This is a genomic window from Saccharothrix obliqua (assembly GCF_019375475.1).
In the GTDB taxonomy this organism is placed as follows: Bacteria; Actinomycetota; Actinomycetes; order Mycobacteriales; family Pseudonocardiaceae; genus Actinosynnema; species Actinosynnema obliqua.
The window spans coordinates 513782-532746 of record NZ_JAHXGQ010000003.1; the positions used below are offsets into that span (position 1 = coordinate 513782).

General features: G+C 69.6%; 15 protein-coding genes and 3 pseudogenes. 10 read left to right on the forward strand and 8 right to left on the reverse strand.

Going from position 1 to position 18965, the window contains the following annotated elements; genetic code table 11:
- Positions 1–406 precede the first annotated feature (406 nt).
- Positions 407–778 (reverse strand): hypothetical protein, encoded by a 372-nt coding sequence (locus tag KZQ38_RS11995; protein WP_219441196.1) that lies wholly within the window; start codon positions 776–778, stop codon positions 407–409.
- A gap of 1011 nt (positions 779–1789) precedes the next feature.
- Between KZQ38_RS11995 and KZQ38_RS12000 the strand changes: the two genes are divergently transcribed.
- From KZQ38_RS12000 to KZQ38_RS37600, 3 genes and pseudogenes are all read left to right on the forward strand, one after another.
- Positions 1790–3829, forward strand: a complete 2040-nt coding sequence (locus KZQ38_RS12000; RefSeq protein ID WP_219441198.1) for a hypothetical protein — start codon at positions 1790–1792, stop codon at positions 3827–3829.
- 415 nt (positions 3830–4244) lie between these two features.
- Positions 4245–5360, forward strand: coding sequence for a hypothetical protein (locus KZQ38_RS12005; RefSeq protein ID WP_219441200.1), 1116 nt, complete (start codon positions 4245–4247; stop codon positions 5358–5360).
- 149 nt (positions 5361–5509) lie between these two features.
- Positions 5510–6337, forward strand: a pseudogene (locus KZQ38_RS37600) (IS256 family transposase); the annotation flags it as partial.
- Between the two features lie 135 nt (positions 6338–6472).
- On the opposite strand, the gene KZQ38_RS12015 reads toward KZQ38_RS37600, so the two are convergent.
- The 3 genes from KZQ38_RS12015 to KZQ38_RS12025 all read right to left on the reverse strand — a co-directional run bounded on the left by KZQ38_RS12015 (position 6473) and on the right by KZQ38_RS12025 (position 11058).
- Positions 6473–6766 carry a DUF4158 domain-containing protein gene (locus tag KZQ38_RS12015; RefSeq protein ID WP_219441204.1) on the reverse strand — a complete coding sequence of 98 codons (294 nt, stop codon included), beginning with the start codon at positions 6764–6766 and terminating at the stop codon, positions 6473–6475.
- A gap of 78 nt (positions 6767–6844) precedes the next feature.
- Entirely contained in the window at positions 6845–7672 is an 828-nt protein-coding gene (locus tag KZQ38_RS12020) for an abortive infection family protein (protein ID WP_219441824.1), read from the reverse strand.
- Between the two features lie 5 nt (positions 7673–7677).
- Positions 7678–11058 (reverse strand): hypothetical protein, encoded by a 3381-nt coding sequence (locus KZQ38_RS12025; protein ID WP_257901201.1) that lies wholly within the window; start codon positions 11056–11058, stop codon positions 7678–7680.
- A 111-nt stretch (positions 11059–11169) separates the two neighbouring features.
- Here KZQ38_RS12025 and KZQ38_RS12030 point away from each other — a divergent pair, with 111 nt between their 5' ends.
- Complete coding sequence (locus tag KZQ38_RS12030) at positions 11170–11850, forward strand: ABC transporter ATP-binding protein (RefSeq protein WP_308258355.1); 681 nt, start codon at positions 11170–11172, stop codon at positions 11848–11850.
- On the opposite strand, the pseudogene KZQ38_RS12035 reads toward KZQ38_RS12030, so the two are convergent.
- A pseudogene (locus tag KZQ38_RS12035) lies at positions 11839–12400 on the reverse strand (transposase). The gene KZQ38_RS12030 and the pseudogene KZQ38_RS12035 overlap by 12 nt on opposite strands.
- Positions 12401–12412: 12 nt before the next feature.
- On the opposite strand from KZQ38_RS12035, the gene KZQ38_RS36060 reads away from it, so the two are divergent.
- Together KZQ38_RS36060 and KZQ38_RS36065 are read left to right on the forward strand one after the other, a co-directional pair.
- Positions 12413–12832, forward strand: a complete 420-nt coding sequence (locus KZQ38_RS36060; RefSeq protein ID WP_257901202.1) for a GAF domain-containing protein — start codon at positions 12413–12415, stop codon at positions 12830–12832.
- Positions 12833–13129: 297 nt separating this feature from the next.
- Positions 13130–13462, forward strand: a complete 333-nt coding sequence (locus KZQ38_RS36065; RefSeq protein WP_257901325.1) for a sensor histidine kinase — start codon at positions 13130–13132, stop codon at positions 13460–13462.
- Here the strand turns inward: KZQ38_RS36065 and KZQ38_RS12045 are convergent.
- Positions 13460–13792, reverse strand: a pseudogene (locus KZQ38_RS12045) (response regulator); the annotation flags it as partial. The gene KZQ38_RS36065 and the pseudogene KZQ38_RS12045 sit on opposite strands and share 3 nt — an antisense overlap.
- A gap of 185 nt (positions 13793–13977) precedes the next feature.
- Here KZQ38_RS12045 and KZQ38_RS12050 point away from each other — a divergent pair.
- The 4 genes from KZQ38_RS12050 (at position 13978) to KZQ38_RS12065 (ending at position 16582) form a co-directional block, all read left to right on the forward strand.
- Entirely contained in the window at positions 13978–14556 is a 579-nt protein-coding gene (locus KZQ38_RS12050) for a CBS domain-containing protein (RefSeq protein ID WP_219441209.1), read from the forward strand.
- On the forward strand, positions 14553–15425 hold the full coding sequence (locus tag KZQ38_RS12055; RefSeq protein WP_219441211.1) for a universal stress protein: 873 nt from the start codon (positions 14553–14555) through the stop codon (positions 15423–15425). The genes KZQ38_RS12050 and KZQ38_RS12055 overlap by 4 nt, the downstream gene beginning before the upstream one ends.
- Before the next feature lie 72 nt (positions 15426–15497).
- Positions 15498–15947 carry a universal stress protein gene (locus tag KZQ38_RS12060; protein WP_219441213.1) on the forward strand — a complete coding sequence of 150 codons (450 nt, stop codon included), beginning with the start codon at positions 15498–15500 and terminating at the stop codon, positions 15945–15947.
- Positions 15944–16582 (forward strand): CBS domain-containing protein, encoded by a 639-nt coding sequence (locus tag KZQ38_RS12065; RefSeq protein WP_257901203.1) that lies wholly within the window; start codon positions 15944–15946, stop codon positions 16580–16582. Before KZQ38_RS12060 ends, KZQ38_RS12065 begins: the two co-directional genes overlap by 4 nt.
- An 11-nt stretch (positions 16583–16593) precedes the next feature.
- Here the strand turns inward: KZQ38_RS12065 and KZQ38_RS12070 are convergent, their stop codons facing one another.
- Together KZQ38_RS12070 and KZQ38_RS12075 are read right to left on the reverse strand one after the other, a co-directional pair.
- Positions 16594–18201 (reverse strand): SulP family inorganic anion transporter, encoded by a 1608-nt coding sequence (locus KZQ38_RS12070; RefSeq protein WP_219441215.1) that lies wholly within the window; start codon positions 18199–18201, stop codon positions 16594–16596.
- Positions 18198–18533, reverse strand: a complete 336-nt coding sequence (locus KZQ38_RS12075; RefSeq protein WP_219441218.1) for an ArsR/SmtB family transcription factor — start codon at positions 18531–18533, stop codon at positions 18198–18200. Before KZQ38_RS12075 ends, KZQ38_RS12070 begins: the two co-directional genes overlap by 4 nt.
- Between the last annotated feature and the right edge of the window lie 432 nt (positions 18534–18965).

The following is an 18965-nucleotide window of genomic DNA, read 5'->3' on the forward strand; positions in this document are numbered from 1 at the left end:
CATGCCGATACGGGCACTGACAAGGAACTGGGCCGACTCCGAGCCAAGTTTCCACGGGTGCTGAAGAAGCGCACGTCGCAGCCGGTTGTTGTCTGCGATCTCCCGTGGGCGTGGGCGCAATCGGGAGAACCATTGGCTTTCCGTGCCCCAATGCGAGTCGGCCGGGTCGTCCAGCGCGTGGACGAAGCGGTCGACCAGCCCGGCCAGGTTGGGGTACCCCACCAGTGGCGACAGGCAAGCCCTGCATGGGCTGCGGCGCGCCAGAAGGCGTAGTGGGCGTTACGGTCTTCGGCCAGTTGGGCGACACCGCCGAGGACCCCCAAGGCGTGATCGGTGTACTCGTCGAGGTTGTCGCCAGCGAGGTCAGCGAGGACGACCCCGGTAGACAGCCTGTGTCGAGGGTCGGTCAGCCAACGGCACAGCTTGCCCGCGAGCCCGTCGACCGCCTCGATGTCGAGTTCGTCCAGGTAGGCGACGGGTGCATGGGCGTCGATGCCGCAGTCGGTGCGCCGCGTCGGATTATGTCGCGCACCCGGCCGGTTGTGTGGGAATTGATGCGGAGCATGTCGCCGTCGCTCAACGGGCCATCGCCGGCGTGCCAGTCCTCCGCCGGACTGTTTCGCCACGCGCTGTTGACCAGTCCAACTGCGGCGAGGTCGATGACTGCGCCGCAGTGGTCGGGTTCGATGCCGACCTGGTGGCGCAGCATCCGAGCCACCAGCTCTTCTTCTTGGGCGGAAGTCAGTTCTTGGCGCCCGGTGGTAGCGCTCTCGCTCACAACGTCTCCGTTTCGACTTGCCGAGTCGGTGGTGTTGGGGTGTTGAGCCTCGCATATTGGATGGCGTGACGCCGGATCCACCCGCAGGCCGAGATCAAGCGAAATAGAACATCGGGCATGCTCGCAGGCCGCAACCGCACAGCAGCCTTGATAACAAATTATCGTTGTCGTACCAAGTGTGCAGGTTTAGCGATCCGTTTGATGGACAGTCGCCTTCTGGTCCAGAAATCACGCATGCATCGCGGGCATAGGACACCGCCTGTTCGAGGCCGACCAGACGACAAGCACTACAGCGCACCCTGGCCCCGTCTGCACGTCGTCGTGCATGGCGCCTCTCGATAACCGATGACGACGTCTGCTGCTCAGCACTTCGTGATTAGCCAGGCAGGTCCGAGGACCGGGCGTAGTGCAACTGGTGAGCAAGGGTGACGGTGGCCGTAGGGCCGCCGCGGTGCTTGGCGACGATCAGGGCCGCTTCGCCAGCACGCGGATACTGGCGCGTTCCGGCAACGACGCAGCGACTCGTTCGCCAACGCCGCCTCGTTCTTGAACGTCACCAGCAATTCCGCGCACGTGGCGGCGTCGCCGATGCTGCCAATCCCGGGCCCGTACCGGGCGTTGGCGGCGATGAAATCGCAGGCCGAGTTGGGCCGGTATCTGGGTGGGCGTCCGCCGTACGGGTACATGCTGGCCGAAGCCGGTGTACTGACGTGAGGATCACCTGCTGGAACGGATAGCGCTGGCGGCGATATGCGATCGACTCAGGTCGGGAAGGGCCTCGGATGTAGTCGTGGCACCCCTGGCGAAAGACGTCGTGGTGGTTTGCGGCCGCGGCGACGTCGAGATCCGTGATGGCGGCAGGTCCGGCCTGCGTTCCAGTGGTGGAATGCATGGCGGTCGCTGAGGGTTCGGGGATCACGCGGGTTGACTGACTTGAGGACGGCCGACGTCCCGTCATGCGGTTGGCGTCGCCTCCGCACGGAAGGACATCACTGCCGGCAGCATGGGGTGATGCTGGAGGGAACCGTTGACGGGGTCATCGGATTGACACCGAAGCAGCGTGGTGCGGTGGCGGGATGTGCTCGGGGCTGGTTGCGGCGCCGCGGTCACATGTCGATGGTGCCGGGGCGCCATCCCCGTACGGTACGGGTGATCGCACGGCAGTGGTGGACCATCCTCGAGGACAGCCGCCTGACTTCCAATCTGCTGCGTCTGGAGACGGCCGTTGCCGCGATCGTCGAGGCAGCGGCCTCTCCGGTCGTGAGTGACGTAGGACGTCGTGTCTTCGTCGCGTTGGACCAAGTGGTCGAGGCCTGTCGTGTGGTGGCGGCGATGTTCAACGTGGTGGGCTGGTTCGCTCCGCCCGAGCACCTGGCGGGTATGGCGGCGGTATTGGACCGGATGGAAGAGGTGATGTACGGGTTCGCCCGCGATGCCGTGGACGCGGCCGTGGAGGGGTTGCCGGAACAGCGTTGGCATGAGGTGTTGAGTTTCACCGCGACGCGGGACGCGCTGATCGACGAGTTGAGGTCGGTGGCCGCCCGTATGCCGGAGGTGCAGGAGCCGCTGCTGGAGACGGTGTTGGGGTTGCCCGGTTCGGTGATCGACGCCGGTGACGGTCTGACCTTCGCAGCCAGGGTGTCGGCTGCCTGGGCGCGGCAATCCGACGTCCTCGACGATCGCCTGCGGGAGACGTTGCCGCACCTGCTGGATCCGTCGATGCCACTGATGTCGGAGGTCCGGCTGCACCTGACCGGGCTGCTGTTGCGGGAACACCCGTGGCGGGCACATGTCGCTGCGGTGGCGGCTCGTGATCTCGTCCTGGCCGCGCTGGCCACCGACGCCGACCGCTGTCTGGACGTGATCACCGAGTCCGTTGAGCGGCAGAACCAGATGTACTTCACTCATACTCGGATCAGCAAAGCCGTCGCGGCGGTGAAGGCGGCGCGGTACCCGGAGGAGGCCGCTGATCCAGCGGCCAACATCTACCTGGCGATGGCGGAGGGCGATGTCCGGCGCGCGGCGGTGACGGTGTTGGCGCTGATCGGGGAGGACGTGCCCGACAAGGCCACGCTGCACCCGCTGCGCACCCGGCTGGCCGCCCATCGTGACAGCATGGCGTGCGCGGTGCTCCTGTGGTGCATCGACACCCACCTGCGTAACGCCATCGCCCACTCCCACATGGAATGGGATGCCGAACACCAGTGCATGGTGCTCGACGGCCGGGCGGTATCACCTCACGACTTGATGCGCATGACCCTGCAGGCGTACGGCACGTGCACCGGGTTGCACGCCGGGATTTCGTTAGCGCTCAACCAGGCGGGCAACCCCCACCACCACCGACCGCCGCCCACCGATCCCTCGGTATGGGACGGCCGCCTTCTCGACATCCTCGGCTCGCACGGCATCGAAGCGACCCGGGCGCGCAGGCAAGGCCGCACCATCCGCATCCAGGTACCCCACGTGACGGCTGCCACTTTGCGCGACCACTTGGTGGGTGTGTGCCACGCCGACCAGGTCGTGCCGCACGTCGACGACTGGATCCTCGCCCCACACGACCGGCCTGACCTGCTGCTTGATGCCGCCACCCTCGCCACCGCCCGCAGCCTGACCGAGCCCGACCACGGCGACAGCCCATCAGCGCACGTGTACGCCATCGAGCCGGTCCTGTACGCGGGTGCCCTGTTCAACCACGGGCTCGCGCCCGACAGGATCGTCAGGTCGGTGATCGGGTTGGCCTCGGCCCAGGCGGTCGGCGAGCGAAATCGACTACTGCCGCAGTGGTCGTCCGAGCCTGCGGCCGTGGCTGAGTTGACCTCGGCGTTACGACACCTTGCCCGCGGCGTCGTGGCTGCTGCCTCCCTGTTGCCGGAGTCGGTTCGGGACCACATAGACGGCTTCGCCGCCATGCTCACGGCCTGCTGCGAACGGCTACGTGCCGTTCACCTAGAGCAGGAGGCCAGGGAGGCCTCCATCCAGCTCGACTGGGCACTGCAATCGAATACTCCGATCGAAATCCCGTGGAGGCAGGAAGCACCTGCACCGCAGTAGGCACGGAAGAAGCGCCGGTGGAGAACCTCTACGATCCTCTCGGCCCATCAACGAGATGGGCATGCGCTGACTGTCGCGTACCCGAATTGACGATTCACGGTAGGGGTCTGGTTGATTTCTCGGGCGTGCGGTCCATCGGTGTCGGGCACCGCTCCGGGCGGGGATGTGGTGACCGGAAGTGGTTACCTGGGTGTGGGGCTCCGGTGTCGGCGGGAATCGCGAGTACGGGTGCACGGTCAACCTCCTGCGTCCCCTCACTTCGTCGAGGTAGCTCAGGCGGTACAGCTCGTCGAGGGATGTGCACCGGGCTTCACGGACCGCCCGGCGTCGCGGTGGCCTGGGCGCGCTGCCGCCAGACATCCGGGAGACGCGCGACGCGGGTGCCTGCGGCCGGCTGGATGGCTAGCCTTTACGCGTGGCAGGTGACGAGCGCGAGGACGAACAGCGGGAAGACCCTTCGGAGGACGACGGCCTTGAGTTGACGCCGAAGCAACAGGAGACGCTCCGGAAGTCGATGGAACAAGTGCGGCGTTCTCTGGGCCCGCGGATCGGCTTCACGCTTCCGTCCATGTCGCAGTTCATCCCCGACTCGGTGCTGAAGAACATGACGACGCTGTCGGCGTTCGCCGAGACGCAGCAGGCAATCGTCGTCAACGCCATCAAGCCGTTCCTCGACTCGCAGGCCGCGTGGCAGAAGCAGTTCTCCGTAATCAACAGCGACATCTTCCGGACCACTGCGCTACAGCAGTCCAACCTCAACCGCATCGCCTCGCACTTGACCAGGAACATCGACTTCGGCCTCGGCGGCACGCTCGCCGAGGTCGCGTCACGGTTCGCCGCGCAACAGACATCCTGGCTGAAGGCCATAGGACCGTCGCTTGCCAACCTCAAGTGGACGTTCTATCCACCGAACCTGCAGGACATCGAAGGTCTGAGGTTGGAGCAGGTGGAAGAGGTCGTCATGGTCGACGGCATACCGCTCTACGGGGTGCCGCGCGCCTCTACGGCAGAGGCACTGATCCGCGCCGACAGCGCGAGCAAACGTAGGGGTATTCTCGGACGACGCTGGAGGACCATCTCAGCGGACTGCCGTGAGGTGGTCACGGCCTGCACGACGACGGCCGTCGCCCCGTACGTCCGCTTCGCCGTCGCCGCGCTCGACGCCCTCGATGCCGGCCACACGGAGGCTGCGCAGGCACTCGCCGGTTCACTCATTGACGCCGTCCTCAGCGCCTACTTCAAGAAGGACCGATACAAGTTCACGCCCGACCGGAAGGGCAAACGCACGAAGGACGCCTACGACGAGTTCACGGTCCGTCAGTTCATCGCGTTCGCTCCCATGTGGCAGACGTACCAGCAGTTCTTCGTCGAGGACGGAGACGTCGTGCCGAACACCTTCAGTCGCAACGCGACGGCCCACACCGTGAGCCCTCGTCAGTACAGCCGTCGCAACGCGGTGCAGGCATCGATGCTCGCCTGTTCACTGTTGTGCCGTCTCGACGAAGAGGCCGCAGCCCGGAATGCCGCCTGAGGTCAGGCACCCGAGGACCGGTACCGCACCGGAAGTGACCCTTTTGCCCGCCGTGTGTCGGATGCCGAGCTCAGCGGGACTGTTTCAAGATCGATGTGTTCGGCCCGACATGCCCAGTCGGAGGTCCGACGGGATGGGCACTGTAAGCGATGACATCTGAGCTCGTGGGGACGAGGAAGAGCAGGACCGGGACCGGGCGGCAGCTGTCGCCGGAGCAGGCCGCCGCGGCGGTGGCCTAGGCCAGGCTCGGTGGCTGGCGCTGACCGGGCCCGGACGGGCTGCTCAAGCTGTTCATTAAGGGTGTGCTGGAGACCGCCCTGGCCGAGGAGATGACCGAGCATCCCGGGCACGAGAAGAACCGGGCCGAACCGGGCTGTGAGTTGACCAATGTGCGCAACGGCACGCGGTCGAAAGACGGTGATTTCGGACGCTGCCGGCGAGGTGCAGGTCGAAGTGCCCCGCGACCGGGAAGGCACCTTCGAACCGCAGATCGTCAAGAAGCGGCAGCGTCGTCTCACCGACGTCGACGAGATCGTATTGTCGATGTACACCAGGGGATTGACCACCGGGGAGATCTACGGCGCCCCGGTGTCGGAGGAGACGGTCTCCCGCATCACCGACAAGGTCGTGGCGCAGATGAACAACTGGGCCGCCCGCCCGCTGGCCGCCGTCTATGCGGAGGTGTTCCTCGACGCGATCGTGGTCAGGGTCCGTGACGGCCAGGTCGCCAACCGGCCGGTCCATGCCGTAATCGGGGGGTGACCGTGGATGGCGCGAGGACGTGCTCGGATTTGGACGGGCACCGCGGCGAGGGGGCCGAGTTCTCCGACGGGCGTGCCGGTCGATCTGAAGTACCGCGGCGTCGGGACGTGTTCTTCCTGGTCTGCGACGGTCAAGGGCCTACTGGAGGTGGTGCCAACGTGTGGCAGCGGACCGTGGTCCAGACCTGCATCGTGCATCTGATCCGCAGTACCTTCGCCGCTGGTGGCCCGTCAGGACGGGACGCAGGTGGATGATGCGCCGGAAGCCTGTGCTGAACGCCTTCGCCATCACGTTCGGTGACCGCTGGCCGAACGCCGAGAACTACTGATCAACAACGCCGGGCACACCGATCACGAAATAGACCTGGCCTCCAGCGGGTCGTCGAGGAAGCGGCCGACGTAGCGTACAGTCGCCAGCTGCACGGCGTAGCCGAGCCGGTTGTGGTCGCGGCGCTTGGTTTGGACCAGCGCCCGGTCGACGTTGTCGAGGACGAAGTACCGCTCCAGCTCGGCGCGGGCGAACCCACCGGTGAAACGGCCGTAGGCGGCGGCCTGGTCGTCGGACAGGAACTCAACGGGTACTGCGCTCTCCTGCTGCCTCTCGTCCGCCCACCGTGGTGGGATCGGGGCGAACTTCAGCAGCACGAACGGGTTATGGTCAACCGGTGTATGCCCTGGCCCGGCGCAAATTAGCGCTGTTACCTGTTCCATCGTTCCTCCTCCCTATACGGTGGTTTTGCGCCAGGGTGCTTCGGGGTCGGCGAGGGTATCGAGCAGGAGTTGGCACCAGGTGACCGCGGCGTTGACGGCGAGGTGTGCGTGGCGTGGGCGGAGTCCGACGCGGGCGGCGGCAGTGCCGTGTCCGGTGCCGTAGCCGCGGTTGCGCAGTTCGCCCAGTCCGGCCGTGATGGTGGTGACCGCGCCGAGGATCTTCTTGACCGCGTCGCTGCTGTCGGGGCCGAGTGCGGACGAGGAGGGGTGCAGTGCGAGTGCTTCCTGGGCGGCCCGGGCGAGGGCGGGCAGGTCGTCCTTGTCGTTGACGGGGCGGCCTCGTTCGAGGAGCACGACCTTGGCGGTGCTCTCGACGAGTTCCTTGGCGCTGCCGATGGCCAGTGCGGGGTCATCGGGGATCGCGCGCTGGATGCGGTCGAGTTGCTCCTGGATGGCCGTCGGATCGGTGAGCGTGGCCAGGAATCGCAGCGGCCGTAGCGGGCCTCGGTCGGCGGGTGGGGTGATCAGCCCGGTACCGGGGTGGTCGACCGTGCACCCGTCCCTGCGCAGGGAATCGTAGAAGCGCTGGAGGTAGGGACTGTCGGGCCAGTCGATCAGCAGCCGCTCGAAGACCCGGCAGACGCGGGCGACGTGCCCCGGATGGGTCCAGTCGACGGACTCCAGGTACTGCTGGGTGGTGGTGCGTCGGACGCTGGTGTCGTCGTAGCGGCAGTCCGGGTTGGGGGCGAAGCCCTCGTCCTGGAACGCCGTGCTGATGGCGCCGACTGAGCTGTCAGTCATCAGGCTGCGGAACAGGCCGCGGGTGCTTGTGCTGATCATGTCCTTCACCTGCTGCCCTCCTGCAGTGTCTGTGTGGGCGCTCCGGCGGTGAAGTCCGGGCGTGTGTGCTGAATCTTTGCGCGGACGGTGAACCGGCAGTCGCCGCTCAGGACCTCGCGGATGTCGTCGATGTCGCTCCTGGCGGTGCTGGTGAGCCCATGGGCCAGCGCTAGGCGCACGACTCCGGCGGGATCGGAGGCCAGTCGTCGACCGATGCCCTCATCGCCGCTGTCGATCTCTGCCCAGCAGTGGGCGGCGAAGGCACGGATCGAGGGAGAACGTGATGCGGCGAGCGCGAGCAGGTCGTTCTTGAAGGTGTCGGCCGGAGCCTGGGCCAGCGCGCTCTGCAACAGCCGGGGGTTCTCGATGTCACCGTCCATGAGGGTCAGCAACAGGTTGCGGGCGATCCGGTCGCGTTCCTGCTCGTCCGGGGCGAGGATGACCAACAGTCTGTTCGCCGCGAGCACCAACTCTTTCGGGGAAGCCAGCCGTCGCAGGAAAAGATCCTCGCCGCTGCCGACCCCCTGTCCGGCGGCGATCGGTCGTACGGCCTGGAGGATCGTGGCGCGGAGGTCGGTGTCGAGCGATGCGGCGCCGCATCGTTGGGCGACGGCGGCGATGGCGTCGATCGCCTCGCGGCGCTCGACGTTCAGTTCCCGCGGTTCCAGCGCGATGTCGAGCATGGCGGCCACGAAGCGGTCACGTCGATCCGGGGCGCCGAGGTGGGAGAGGCCGGCCACGCTGACCAGGTCACTGCCGAACCCCGCGGAGCCCGGCGTGTAGGTGCGTGGTTTCGCTGCGGCCTCCAGCGCCGAGTTGGCGTGCTCGACCACGACAGGTGTCCTCACCTCCAGTTCCCCGAGCACGGGCATGAGCCACGGCGCCTCGCCCGTCTCGACCGCACGTGACAGCCGTTCGACCAGGTACTCCTTGGCCGGTGCCAGGAGCTCCAAGGCACGGCCGAGCGCTTTCGGCACCGCTTTCTCCGTCACGCACAGCAGGACGGCGAACTGGCGTGCGGCGTCGGCCACGAGGTCGGGATGTACCCGGGCGCACCCCAGCAGGAGGTCGACGTGCGACTCGATCGAGTGCCGCAGTCCTCCCTTCCCGGCGACCGGCGCCAGGCGGGCGAGCAGTCTGCCCGCCGCGTCCCGCGGCGAGGCCCACACCAAGGCGGCCAGCGCCGTCAGCAGCGTCTCGTTCGCCCCCAGGGTCGCCCAGTCGCGGATGGGCCCCGTGGTGATCAGCCTGCCCTCCAACTTCTCGAACAACTCTCGCGCATGCCGCTCGGCGACCAGATCACCGTGCGCGCCGAGGAACTCGTACGCTGCCCTGGCCTGCCATACCGGTCCGTCGACCCACGACTGCTCGGGCACCAGGTCGGCGTCGGGTTGCTGCCGCAACAGCGCCGTGGCCTTCTTGTGCTCGGCACCCCGCAGATAGCGGTCGACGGCCAACGGCACGTTGTCGTCGCCCAGGGCGTCGCCGAGGCTGGTGTCGCATTGGCGCTGGTTGGCCAGGGCCGCCCCGGTCGACATGCGGTGCCTCAGGCGCATGAACACGCGGTGGGCCCGGTCGCGTTGTTCGGAGGCGAGGGCTTCAAGACCGCGCGCCAGCAGTTGTTCCTTGCCCTCGAACACGGTGAGCTTGTGACTGCGGGGAAGCGACTGTGCAGTGTGGTGCGTCTCGTAGCCCATGCCGGGCCCGCCGAGGGCGAAACGCAGATTGCGCAGGTCGTACAACCATGTGCGCACCTCGGCGTACATCCGCTCACGAGTGCCAGCGGCGACGGCCCGCTCGTAGTTCTCGACCGCGCCCGCGAGGTCGTTGCCCCGTGCGAGCGCCTGCCCGTGTCGGGCGCGGGCCAACACGTACAGCTCGGGACCGCAGTCCGCCTCGATCGAGGCCAACAGGGGCGACCAGTCCCGACGGCACTCCGCGACGGCGATACGCACGCGCCCGGCGAACTCCGCCGCTTCGTCGGGCGCCGCCGCCGCGTGCCCGAGGGCGCGATCGCCCAAGCTCTCGAAGAGCTCGGGCAGACCGGCGGCGATCGCTTCTTCGGCCAGCCACAGCAACAACTCGCCGGCGAACTCGTCGTCATCGCGCATGGCTGCGACGCGTTCGGCCGCAACCGGCAACGACATGTCTCCGGCCTCGTACCGCAACACCGCGTACACCGCCGTGCCGACACGTGCACGGGCGTTTGGCGAGTGCCGGAGCTCGTCGACCAGCTTGAACTCGTCCGGGAACTGGGACGGTACCTCTCCACGCCGCACCGGCCCCCAGGCGGCGGCGACGGCCGCGCGCATCGCGGCATCGTGCTGTCCGCTCGCCCGCAGTGCCCGCGTCAGCTGCGGCTGCAGGCCGGCTGCCTGGTGGAGGTAGCCGTCCTTCTGCAGGTCGGCCATCACCGACTTGTACCGCTGGGCGGCGGCCCGTGGGTCGGACTTCGACATCTTGTCGGCTTCGGCGAGCCGGTCGCGCAGCGCACCGTCGGCGAGAGGGCCGTGAAGGACGGCATCCGGAGCGAACACCGGTCCGGCCTCGTCCTGGGGGTGGAGGATCTCCCTGCAGTCGAGTCCGTCGGCGGCAAGCTCGCCGCGCAGCTCCTGGGCGTTGGTGAACGTCCGGTCGGCCGAGAGGTTTTCGCAGGTCACCAGCAGACTGCGCCAGGCTGTGTCGACCCGGGAGGCATCGGCCATCGTCCTGCCCAGCATGGCGTGCACGGTCTGCAGGTCCCGTCCGCCCGGCTGGAGGTCGAACGCCATCACCCGCAACACCGAACAGAATGCGCGAAGATCCTCGCGCGCGATCTCCGAGTCGGCCTGCTGTCGCCACAGTTGTCGCACGTGCCCGGTGAAGACCGCCAGCGCCGTCCGCTCGCCCGCGCTGTTGGCCAGTTGCTCCTCGCCAGAGGAAGGGGGCGCCGTCGCGAGCCGGTTGACCACGGTCACCAGGTGGCGACGAACCGGTTCGGGAGCATCCGTGTCGGTCGCGATCACGATCCGGTCGATCGTCGGGTTCCACTCCCGTTCCGTTCCCGGTTCCGCTGCCGCGCCCGGCGGTTTCCGACGGAACATCCGGACCGCCTGCTCGAGTGCCTGTGCCAGCGGGGACTCTTCCGTCCGGCCGAGCTTGAGGCCTTTCTTCGCCTGTACGGCGATGAAGCCCTCGTTGTCCGTGAAGGCCACGATGTCGTCGACGGGGTAACCGGCCTGCAAGCCCACATGGGTGAGCCAGCCCGCGGTGCGCGGCCATGGCCGCGTGGCACTGGTGGGCAGGCGGGTTCCCGTCACCACGTGCGCGGCCAGCAACGCGCCCACCTGTATCTCGAACCGGAAGCCGCCAGCCGCTGCCGATCCCCCGCCGCTACTGGTCGCCATCCGCGAACCCTAGCGGTCGCGCGCCCGGCCGGGCCGTCATCCGCGACGCGGACCCGCCGGGCAACGATCTTGGGCGTCTGCCTTTGGCGGGACTGCCCCAACGGGCCGCTCGTGCTGCCGCGGCTCGACTTGGAGCTGGTCCCCGGTCGCACGGTGGCGCTGGTCGGCGCGACCGGCGCGGGCAAGACCACGGTGGCCAAGTTGATCGCACGCTTCCACGACCCCAGCGGAGGCGCCGTGCTGTTGGACGGTGTCGACCTGCGTGAGATCTCCGAGGCCGACCTGCAGGCGAGGGTAATCCTGGTGACCCAGGAGAACCACCTGTTCTCCGGTACGGTCGCGGAGAACATCGGCTTGGGCGTGACCGATCCGGCGGCGATCCGGCGCGCCGCCGAGGCGGTGGGCCTGCACGAGCACATCGCCGCGCTACCCAGCGGTTACGACACCGAAGTCGGCAGACACGGCGTGCGCTTGTCCGCCGGCCACCGCCAGCTCATCGGCTTCGCTCGCGTATTCCTGGCCGACCCGGCGGTGCTGGTGCTGGACGAAGCCACGTCGAGACTGGACCGGTCGAGCGAGCAAACGGTGCAACGAGCCTTGACCACCGTGCTGGGTAGACGCACCACCCTGGTGATCGCGCATCGCCTGTCGACAGTCCTGATGGCAGACCGCGTCCTGGTCCTCGATGCCGGGCGCGTGGTCGAGGACGGCCCGCCCGAGACGCTGATCGCTCAGGGGGAACAGTTCTCCTCGCTGCATGAGAACTGGCAGAGGTCCACCTCAGCGAGATGATCCACCGGAGAAACCGGCCTCGTCGGCCAGCCAGATCATCAAGCCGGCGATCGTGAGGGCGGCCAGGTAGGAATGGGCGGTCTTGTCGTAGCGGGTGGCCGGTGCCCGCCATTGTTTGAGGCGGTTGCTACAGCGCTCCATGGTGTTGCGCTGCTTGTAGGCGGTCACGTCGGAGGCGGGCGGCATGCCGGCTCGGCTGCCTCTGGCCAGTCGGTGACGGACCCGCGTGCTGATGCGCCCGGACCACTGTGGAGTGCACACTCACTGACGACTCCACCGCACCGACGGCGTCGTCACGCACCCGGACGTGTTCCGGCGGCCGCGCCCAGGTCCCGTCGGCCTGCCGCCGACGGAACCGGTCGTAGACCGACTGCCACGGGCCGTAACGCTCCGGCACGTCCCGCCACGGCGCGCCGGTCCGCAACTTCCACAGGATCCCGTTGACCGTCACCCAGCTATCCCTCCACGGCCTGTCCCGACGGACACCCACGGGCAACAACGGCTCGATCCGCGACCACGCGGCATCGGTGGGCTTCCCCCCAACCTGCACAGCCTCCTGGGCGTGCCGACGCGGGTCCGCGAGGAAATCTTCGGCAACCTGTACATGACCGAGAAGACCGATGGCGCCGACTTCACCCCGGACGACGAGGTGGTGCTCACGGCGCTGGCGGCGGCCGGCGTGGCGGTGGAGAACGCGCGGCTGTTCGAGCAGTCCCGGATGCGCGAGCGGTGGTTGGAGGCCACCGCCGAGGTCAACGGCGAGCTGCTGGGCGGTGCGTCGGCCGAGGAGGCGTTGCGGCTGATCGGGTCAGCGCACGGCGGAGCTGTCGCAGGCGTCGCTGTCGCTGGCGTGCTCGCGGAGGGGACGCCGCGCCGGCTGAGCATCGCCGCCGGCGTGGGCGACCAAGTCCAGGCTCTGGTCGGCGGACCGTTCAACGGCACCGGCCGTTCGTCGACGAGGTGTTGGAGTCGGGGATGCTGATCGACACTTGGCGGCGCGCTGGCGGCCATCTCGGTGCACGTGGGGCTGGGAATGGCGGTGCCGTTGCGCACCGGCACGGCCGTGACCGGCGTGCTGCTGGTGGCCGGGACAAGGGAGGCGCGCGGTTCAACACCGAGCAGGTGCCGCTGTTGACGTCGTTCGCCGACCAGGCCGCGGTGGCGCTGGAGTCGCCGAGAACCAGCGGGCGCGCAGGCTGGTGGACCTGCTGGAGGACCGCGACCGCATCGCGCGCGCGACCTGCACGACCACGTGATCCAGCGGCTGTTCGCCACCGGCATGAGCCTCCACAGCGCGGTCGGTTCCATCCGCGAGCCCCGGGCACGCGAACGGGTGCGGAGGGCGGTGGTCAGCCTGGACGAGACGGTGCTGGAGATCCGCACCTCCATCTTCGACCTCCAGGCGAGCGAGGACGCACCCGGCCTGCGGCGACGCCTGCTGGACCTGATCTCGGAACTGACCGAGGACGTCCCCGTGGCGCCGACGGTGCGGATGTCGGGCACGGACAACTCGGTGCCGGAGCACGTCGGTGAGCACGCTGAGGCAGTGGTGCGCGAAGCCGTCAGCAACGTGGTCCGCCACGCCCGTGCGAGCGGGTTCGTGCTCGCATGACCCGCCTCCGGCGACGGTGCGCACGGCGTTTTGCAGGTCGTGGCCCAGGATGCGCTTGCGCACGAACCCCGACGCGCCGGCCATGATGGCGTCGAACAGGGCCTCGTCGTCGGTGAACGAGGTCAGCATCAGGCACTTCAGCTCCGGCAGCCGGGAGCGCAGCTCCCGGCACAGCTAGATGCCGTTGCCATCGGGCAACCGCACTTCCGGCACGGCCACCTCCGCACCGGTGACCGGCACCCGGGCGAGCGCCCCGCCCACGACCTCCAAGTCGTCGTCGCTGTTGCGCAACTCCCGGACACCGACCCGGACCACCTCATGGTCGGGCACAGAGCCGAAAGACCCTGCCGCACCCGCTCGTGCTCCGCCACGGCACCGCTGCTCCCGCGGCTCTCCGCGAGGCTTCGACAGCCTGGTCTGGCACGCGGTCCTAGGTCCCGGACGGATGGGGACCAACGGCTGCGTCCCGCGGCACGGCGCCTGCTTAGCGTCGGAAGGGGAGAAGGAGGTGCGCCATGAGGGCACGCGACATCATGACCAGTCCGGTCATCACCGTGACGCCCGACGTCCCGATCCGCGAGGCGGCGGCGTTGATGGTCTCGCACGGCTTCACCGCCCTGCCCGTCGTGGACGACGACAGGCTGGTGGCCATCGTCACCGAGGCCGACCTGCTGCACGCCCGCTACGGCGACCACGAGTCCGCCGCCACCCCGGTACGTGAGGTGATGCTCGCGCCGGTCTGGGGCATGGACCCCGACGCGCCCGCCGAGCTGCTGGCGCAGGTCATGGTCGTCGACCGGGTGCGCTGCGTGCCGGTCGTGGACGGCTCGCGGCTGGTCGGTGTGGTCACGCGTCGAGACCTGGTGCGCGCGCTGGCCCGCACGGACGCCTCCATCGCCGCCGACGTGCGTGAGCGCCTCGACGCCTACGGCGGGTCCGGCCGTTGGCCCGTGAGCGTGTACGACGGCGAGGCCCTGGTGCGGCGGGCACCGGAGGACAAGTGGACTTCCCGGGTCGTCTCGGCGCTGGCCGAGACGGTGCCCGGCGTGATGGGCGTGCGGCTAAGGACAGAACCGGATGGGGAACCCCGATGAGTGAACCGATCGTGGTTGGTGTGGACGGATCGGCCACGGCGCTGAGCGCCGTCCGCTGGGCGGCGGCCGAGGCCGAGCGGCACCGGGTGCCGGTCAGGCTCGTGCACGCCTACCAGCCGCCGGTGCGCGGTTACCCGGAGATCGTGCTGACGGGCAACGAGGTGCGGGAGGCGTTCGAGGAGACGGGCCGGAAACGGCTCGCCGAGGCCGAGCGGGTCGTTCGGTCCACCGCACCGGGGGTGGAGGTCGTGACCTCCCTCGTGATCGGCGGTCCGGCGGCCGTGCTGATCGGGGAGAGCGGGCGCGCGCGACTGGTCGTGCTGGGTTCCCGGGGCCTGGGCGGGTTCACCGGTCTGCTCGTGGGGTCGGTCGCCGTGGCCGTCTCCGCGCACGGTGCGTGTCCGGTGGTGGTGGTCCGTGAGCAGGTCCCCGCCGAAGGTGGCGTCGTGGTGGGCGTGGACGGTTCCGAGGTCAGTGAGCAGGCCGTGGCGTTCGCCTGCGAGCAGGCGTCCGCGCGCCGCGTGCCGCTGACCGCGGTGCTGGCCTGGACCGACTTCCTCGTGGACAGCGACTACGGCTCCCGCTTCACCGTGGACTGGGCGCAGGTCGAGGACGAAGAGCGCCGCGTGCTGGCCGAGCGCCTGGCCGGCTGGCAGGAGAAGTACCCGGACGTGCCGGTCGACCGGGTCGTCGTGCGTGACCAGCCCGTGCGCGCGCTGCTCAGGGCGGCCGAGTCCGCCCAGCTCCTCGTGGTGGGCAGCCACGGCTTGGGCGGCTTCACCGGGATGCTGCTCGGCGCCACCAGCCAGGCGCTGCTGCACCACGCCTCGTGCCCGTTGGCCTTGGTGCGGTCGGGGCGGGTGCGGTGACGGCGCGGGCCAGGAGTGGGCGTCGTGACCGACCAGCCGGAAATCATCATCGATTTGGACGAGGTGTGGACCATGAGCACTACAGCCCCGATCGTCGTCGGTATCGACGGGAGTCCCGCGGCTGAACGCGCGTTGCGGTGGGCGATGGACGAGGCACAGCAGCGGGGAGCGCCGCTGCACGTAGTCAACGCGTATGCCTACGAGCCGCTGACCGACTGGACGTTGGCGAGTGAGCAGGACGCCCGTGTCCGGTCGGAGGCGTTGATTGAGGACGCGCTCCACGTGGTGGCCGTGGGTCGGGCGGAGTTGCCGCCGATCATCCGCCACTGCGTGCGCGGGCCTGCGGCCGAGGCGTTGGAGGAGCGGGCGCGTGGCGCGGCGATGCTGGTGGTGGCCGCGCACGGCGGCAACCGGTTCCGGCGGGCGTTGCTGGGCAGCACCAGTGCCCACTGCGTGCGGCACGCCACGACCCCGGTCGTCGTGCTGCCCGCCACGGCAGGCGAGCCGGCGGTGACGCGATGAGGGTGCGCGAGGTGATGACGCGCGACGTGGTGACCGTCGCGCCGGAGACGTCGGTTCGCGACGCCGGTGCCGTGCTCGCCGCGCGGGGGTTCACCATGCTGCCCGTGGTGGACGGGCGCGGTGACCTGCTGGGCGTGCTCACCGAGGCCGACGCGCTGAAGGACCGGCTCCCGGTGGACCCCCGCGGGCTGGTGCACGGTGAACAGCAGTGCGACCGGCCCCGGCCCGCGTGCGTCGTCGGCGACGCGATGGTCGAACCTGCGGTCGACACCACGCCCCAGGCCGACGTCGCAGAGGTGGCGCGGCGGATGTTGGAGCGGGGCGTGCGCAGTGCCGTCGTCGTCGACGGCAAGCGCCTTGTCGGCGTGGTGACCCGCCGGGACATGCTGCGCGTGGTCAGCCGCGACGATCAGGCGCTGGCGGCCGAGGTCCGCCACCGCCTGTGCCTCTACGGCGGTCGGCACCGCTGGCGGGTGGAGGTCACCGACGGCCGGGTGACGATCACGGACGAGTGGGGCGACGAGCGCGATCGGCACGTGGCCGCGGTGCTGGCGGGCGCGGTCGCCGGTGTGGTGGACGTGTGCTTCCGCGACTCGGTCCCCGCCGCGGTCGGACATGCGGTCGGCGACCGCTGAGCACGAGGCCGTCAGGGCAGGAGGTCGCGCTGCCGCAAGAGGGTGCGAGCGTGGTCGATGGCGTCGGGCGTGTGGTCGAACGCGCACAGGTCCAGTGCGTCGAGTGCCTGGCGGTGTTCCTCGCGCACACCGGAGACCAGGACGGTGACGCCGCGGTGTTCCAGCCGGCGCACGGCGTCGCGCAGCACGTGCGCGCCGGTGGCGTCCACCGCGGACAGGCGGGACATCCGCAGGATCACCACCGCCACCGGGGCGATCCCGCTCAGCTCCAACAGGAAGCGGTGGGCCGCGGCGAACAGCAGCGGCCCGTCCAGGCGGTAGGCGACGATGTGCCGGGCCAGCAGCGCCCGTTCCTCCTCGTGGTGGTCGCCCGGCTCCAGCGGCACCTCCTCCAGCCGCGCGGTCCGCGACACCGCGCGCAGGGCGAACACGCCCGCCAGCACCAGACCGACGATGACGGCGGTGACCAGGTCCAGCGCGAGCGTCGCCACGGCGGTCAGCACGAGCACCGCGGCGTCGGAGCGGCCGGTCCGGACCAGGGCGCGCACCGAGCCGGCCTCGACCATCCGGACCGCCGTGGCCAGCAGCACGCCCGCGAGCACCGCCAGCGGAACCCCGGCCACCCACGGCGCGGCGACCAGGACGATCAGCAGCAGCACCGCGGCGTGGGTGAGGGCGGCCAACCGCGAGGTCGCGCCGGAGCGGACGTTGACCGCCGTGCGCGCGATGGCCGCCGTCGCAGGCACACCGCCGAACAGCGGTGCGACCAGGTTGGCCACGCCCTGGCCGAACAGCTCCCGGTCGGGGTCGTGGCGCCGGCCGACGCTCATCCCGTCGGCGACCGCGGCCGACAGCAGGCTCTCCAGCGCGGCGAGCGCCGCCACGGCCACCGCCGAGGGCAGCAGCGACCACAGCGCGTCCGGGTCCACGAACGCCAGGGAGGGCGCGGGCAGCGAGGCGGGCAGCTCCCCGATCCGGGCCACGGGCAGCGCCGCCCACTGGGCCACGAGGGTCGCCACGACGACGGCGGGCAGCGAGAACGGCACGCCCGGCCGCCACCTGGCACCGACGAGCATCACCACGGCCACCCCCGCCGCCAGGGCGACGGCCTCCCAGCGCGGCGCGGCGACGAAGTCGGCGAAGGCCGCGACGGCGGCGAGCACCACGTGGTCCTCGTCCGGCGCGGACACCCCGAGCGCGGCGGGCACCTGCTGCAACGCGATCACCGCCGCGATGCCGATCGTGAACCCCTCCACCACCGGCACGGGCACGTACCGCATGTAGCGGCCCGCCCTCGCGACCGCGAGCAGCACCAGCAGGACCCCGGCGAGCAGGCCGACGGTGAGCACGCCGTCCACGCCGTAACGGGCGACGATCGGCACCAGGACCACCGTCATCGCGCCGGTGGGTCCGGACACCTGGAGGCTGGAGCCGCCGAACACCGCGGCCAGCGCACCCGCCACGACCGCCGTGACGAGGCCGGAGGCCGCACCGAGCCCGGAGGCGACGCCGAACCCGAGGGCCAATGGCAGCGCCACGATCGCCACCGTCACACCGGCGAGCAGGTCCCGTCGGCTCGCACCCGCCCAGTCCGCCTTCGTGGGCAGGAACGCCGTCACGCGCGCTCCTCGTCGCGCAGCATCGCCAGCAGCTCGTTCTGCCCGGCCAGCAGTCCGGTGAGGACCTTCCGCGTCACGCTGAGCAGTTCGGCCACGTCGTCGCTGGTCAGTGCGTACACCACGGTCGTGCCGTCGCGGGTCGCCGTGACGATGCCTGAGCGGCGCAGCACCGCGAGCTGGGCGGACAGGCTCGACGCCTCGATCCCGATGTCGGCCAGCAGTTCGCGCACCGGCCTCGGGCCGTCCTGGAGCAGTTCGAGGACCCTGATGCGCACCGGGTGCCCGAGCATCCGGAAGAACTCCGCCTTGGCCTGGTGCAGGGGGAGGGGCACGGCGGACTCCTGGAGTTGAAGAGTTGAAAACTTCTTCAACTGTACAACACGGCAATTCTGCGGCGGCGATGGCGAGCGCTCACTTCTCGGTTCCCGTGCCGGCAACACGGCCCTGTGCCGGCCGGAGCGGCCGTTGGTGGCTCAGTGGTGGACCTCGGGCAGGTCTTCGCTGTACTCGTGGGCGTGGTCGCCGACGAAGCTTGGCACGCTCCCGGGCGGATCCAGAGCGGCCCCCGGTGGTGAACCGGGCACGCAGTGCACACGACCGTCGCAAGTGGCCAGTTCTTGAGGCTGGAGGTAAGCGGTCTCGCCGGAACGAGATGAGGAACGCCCCGGCGGTCGCCGTTGAGGCGGATCCCTACTCGTAGTGGAGGGCTACGGCGGTGCGCGGGCTAGTGGTTGGCCAGCCGGCTGAGCGGGAGCAGGACGGCC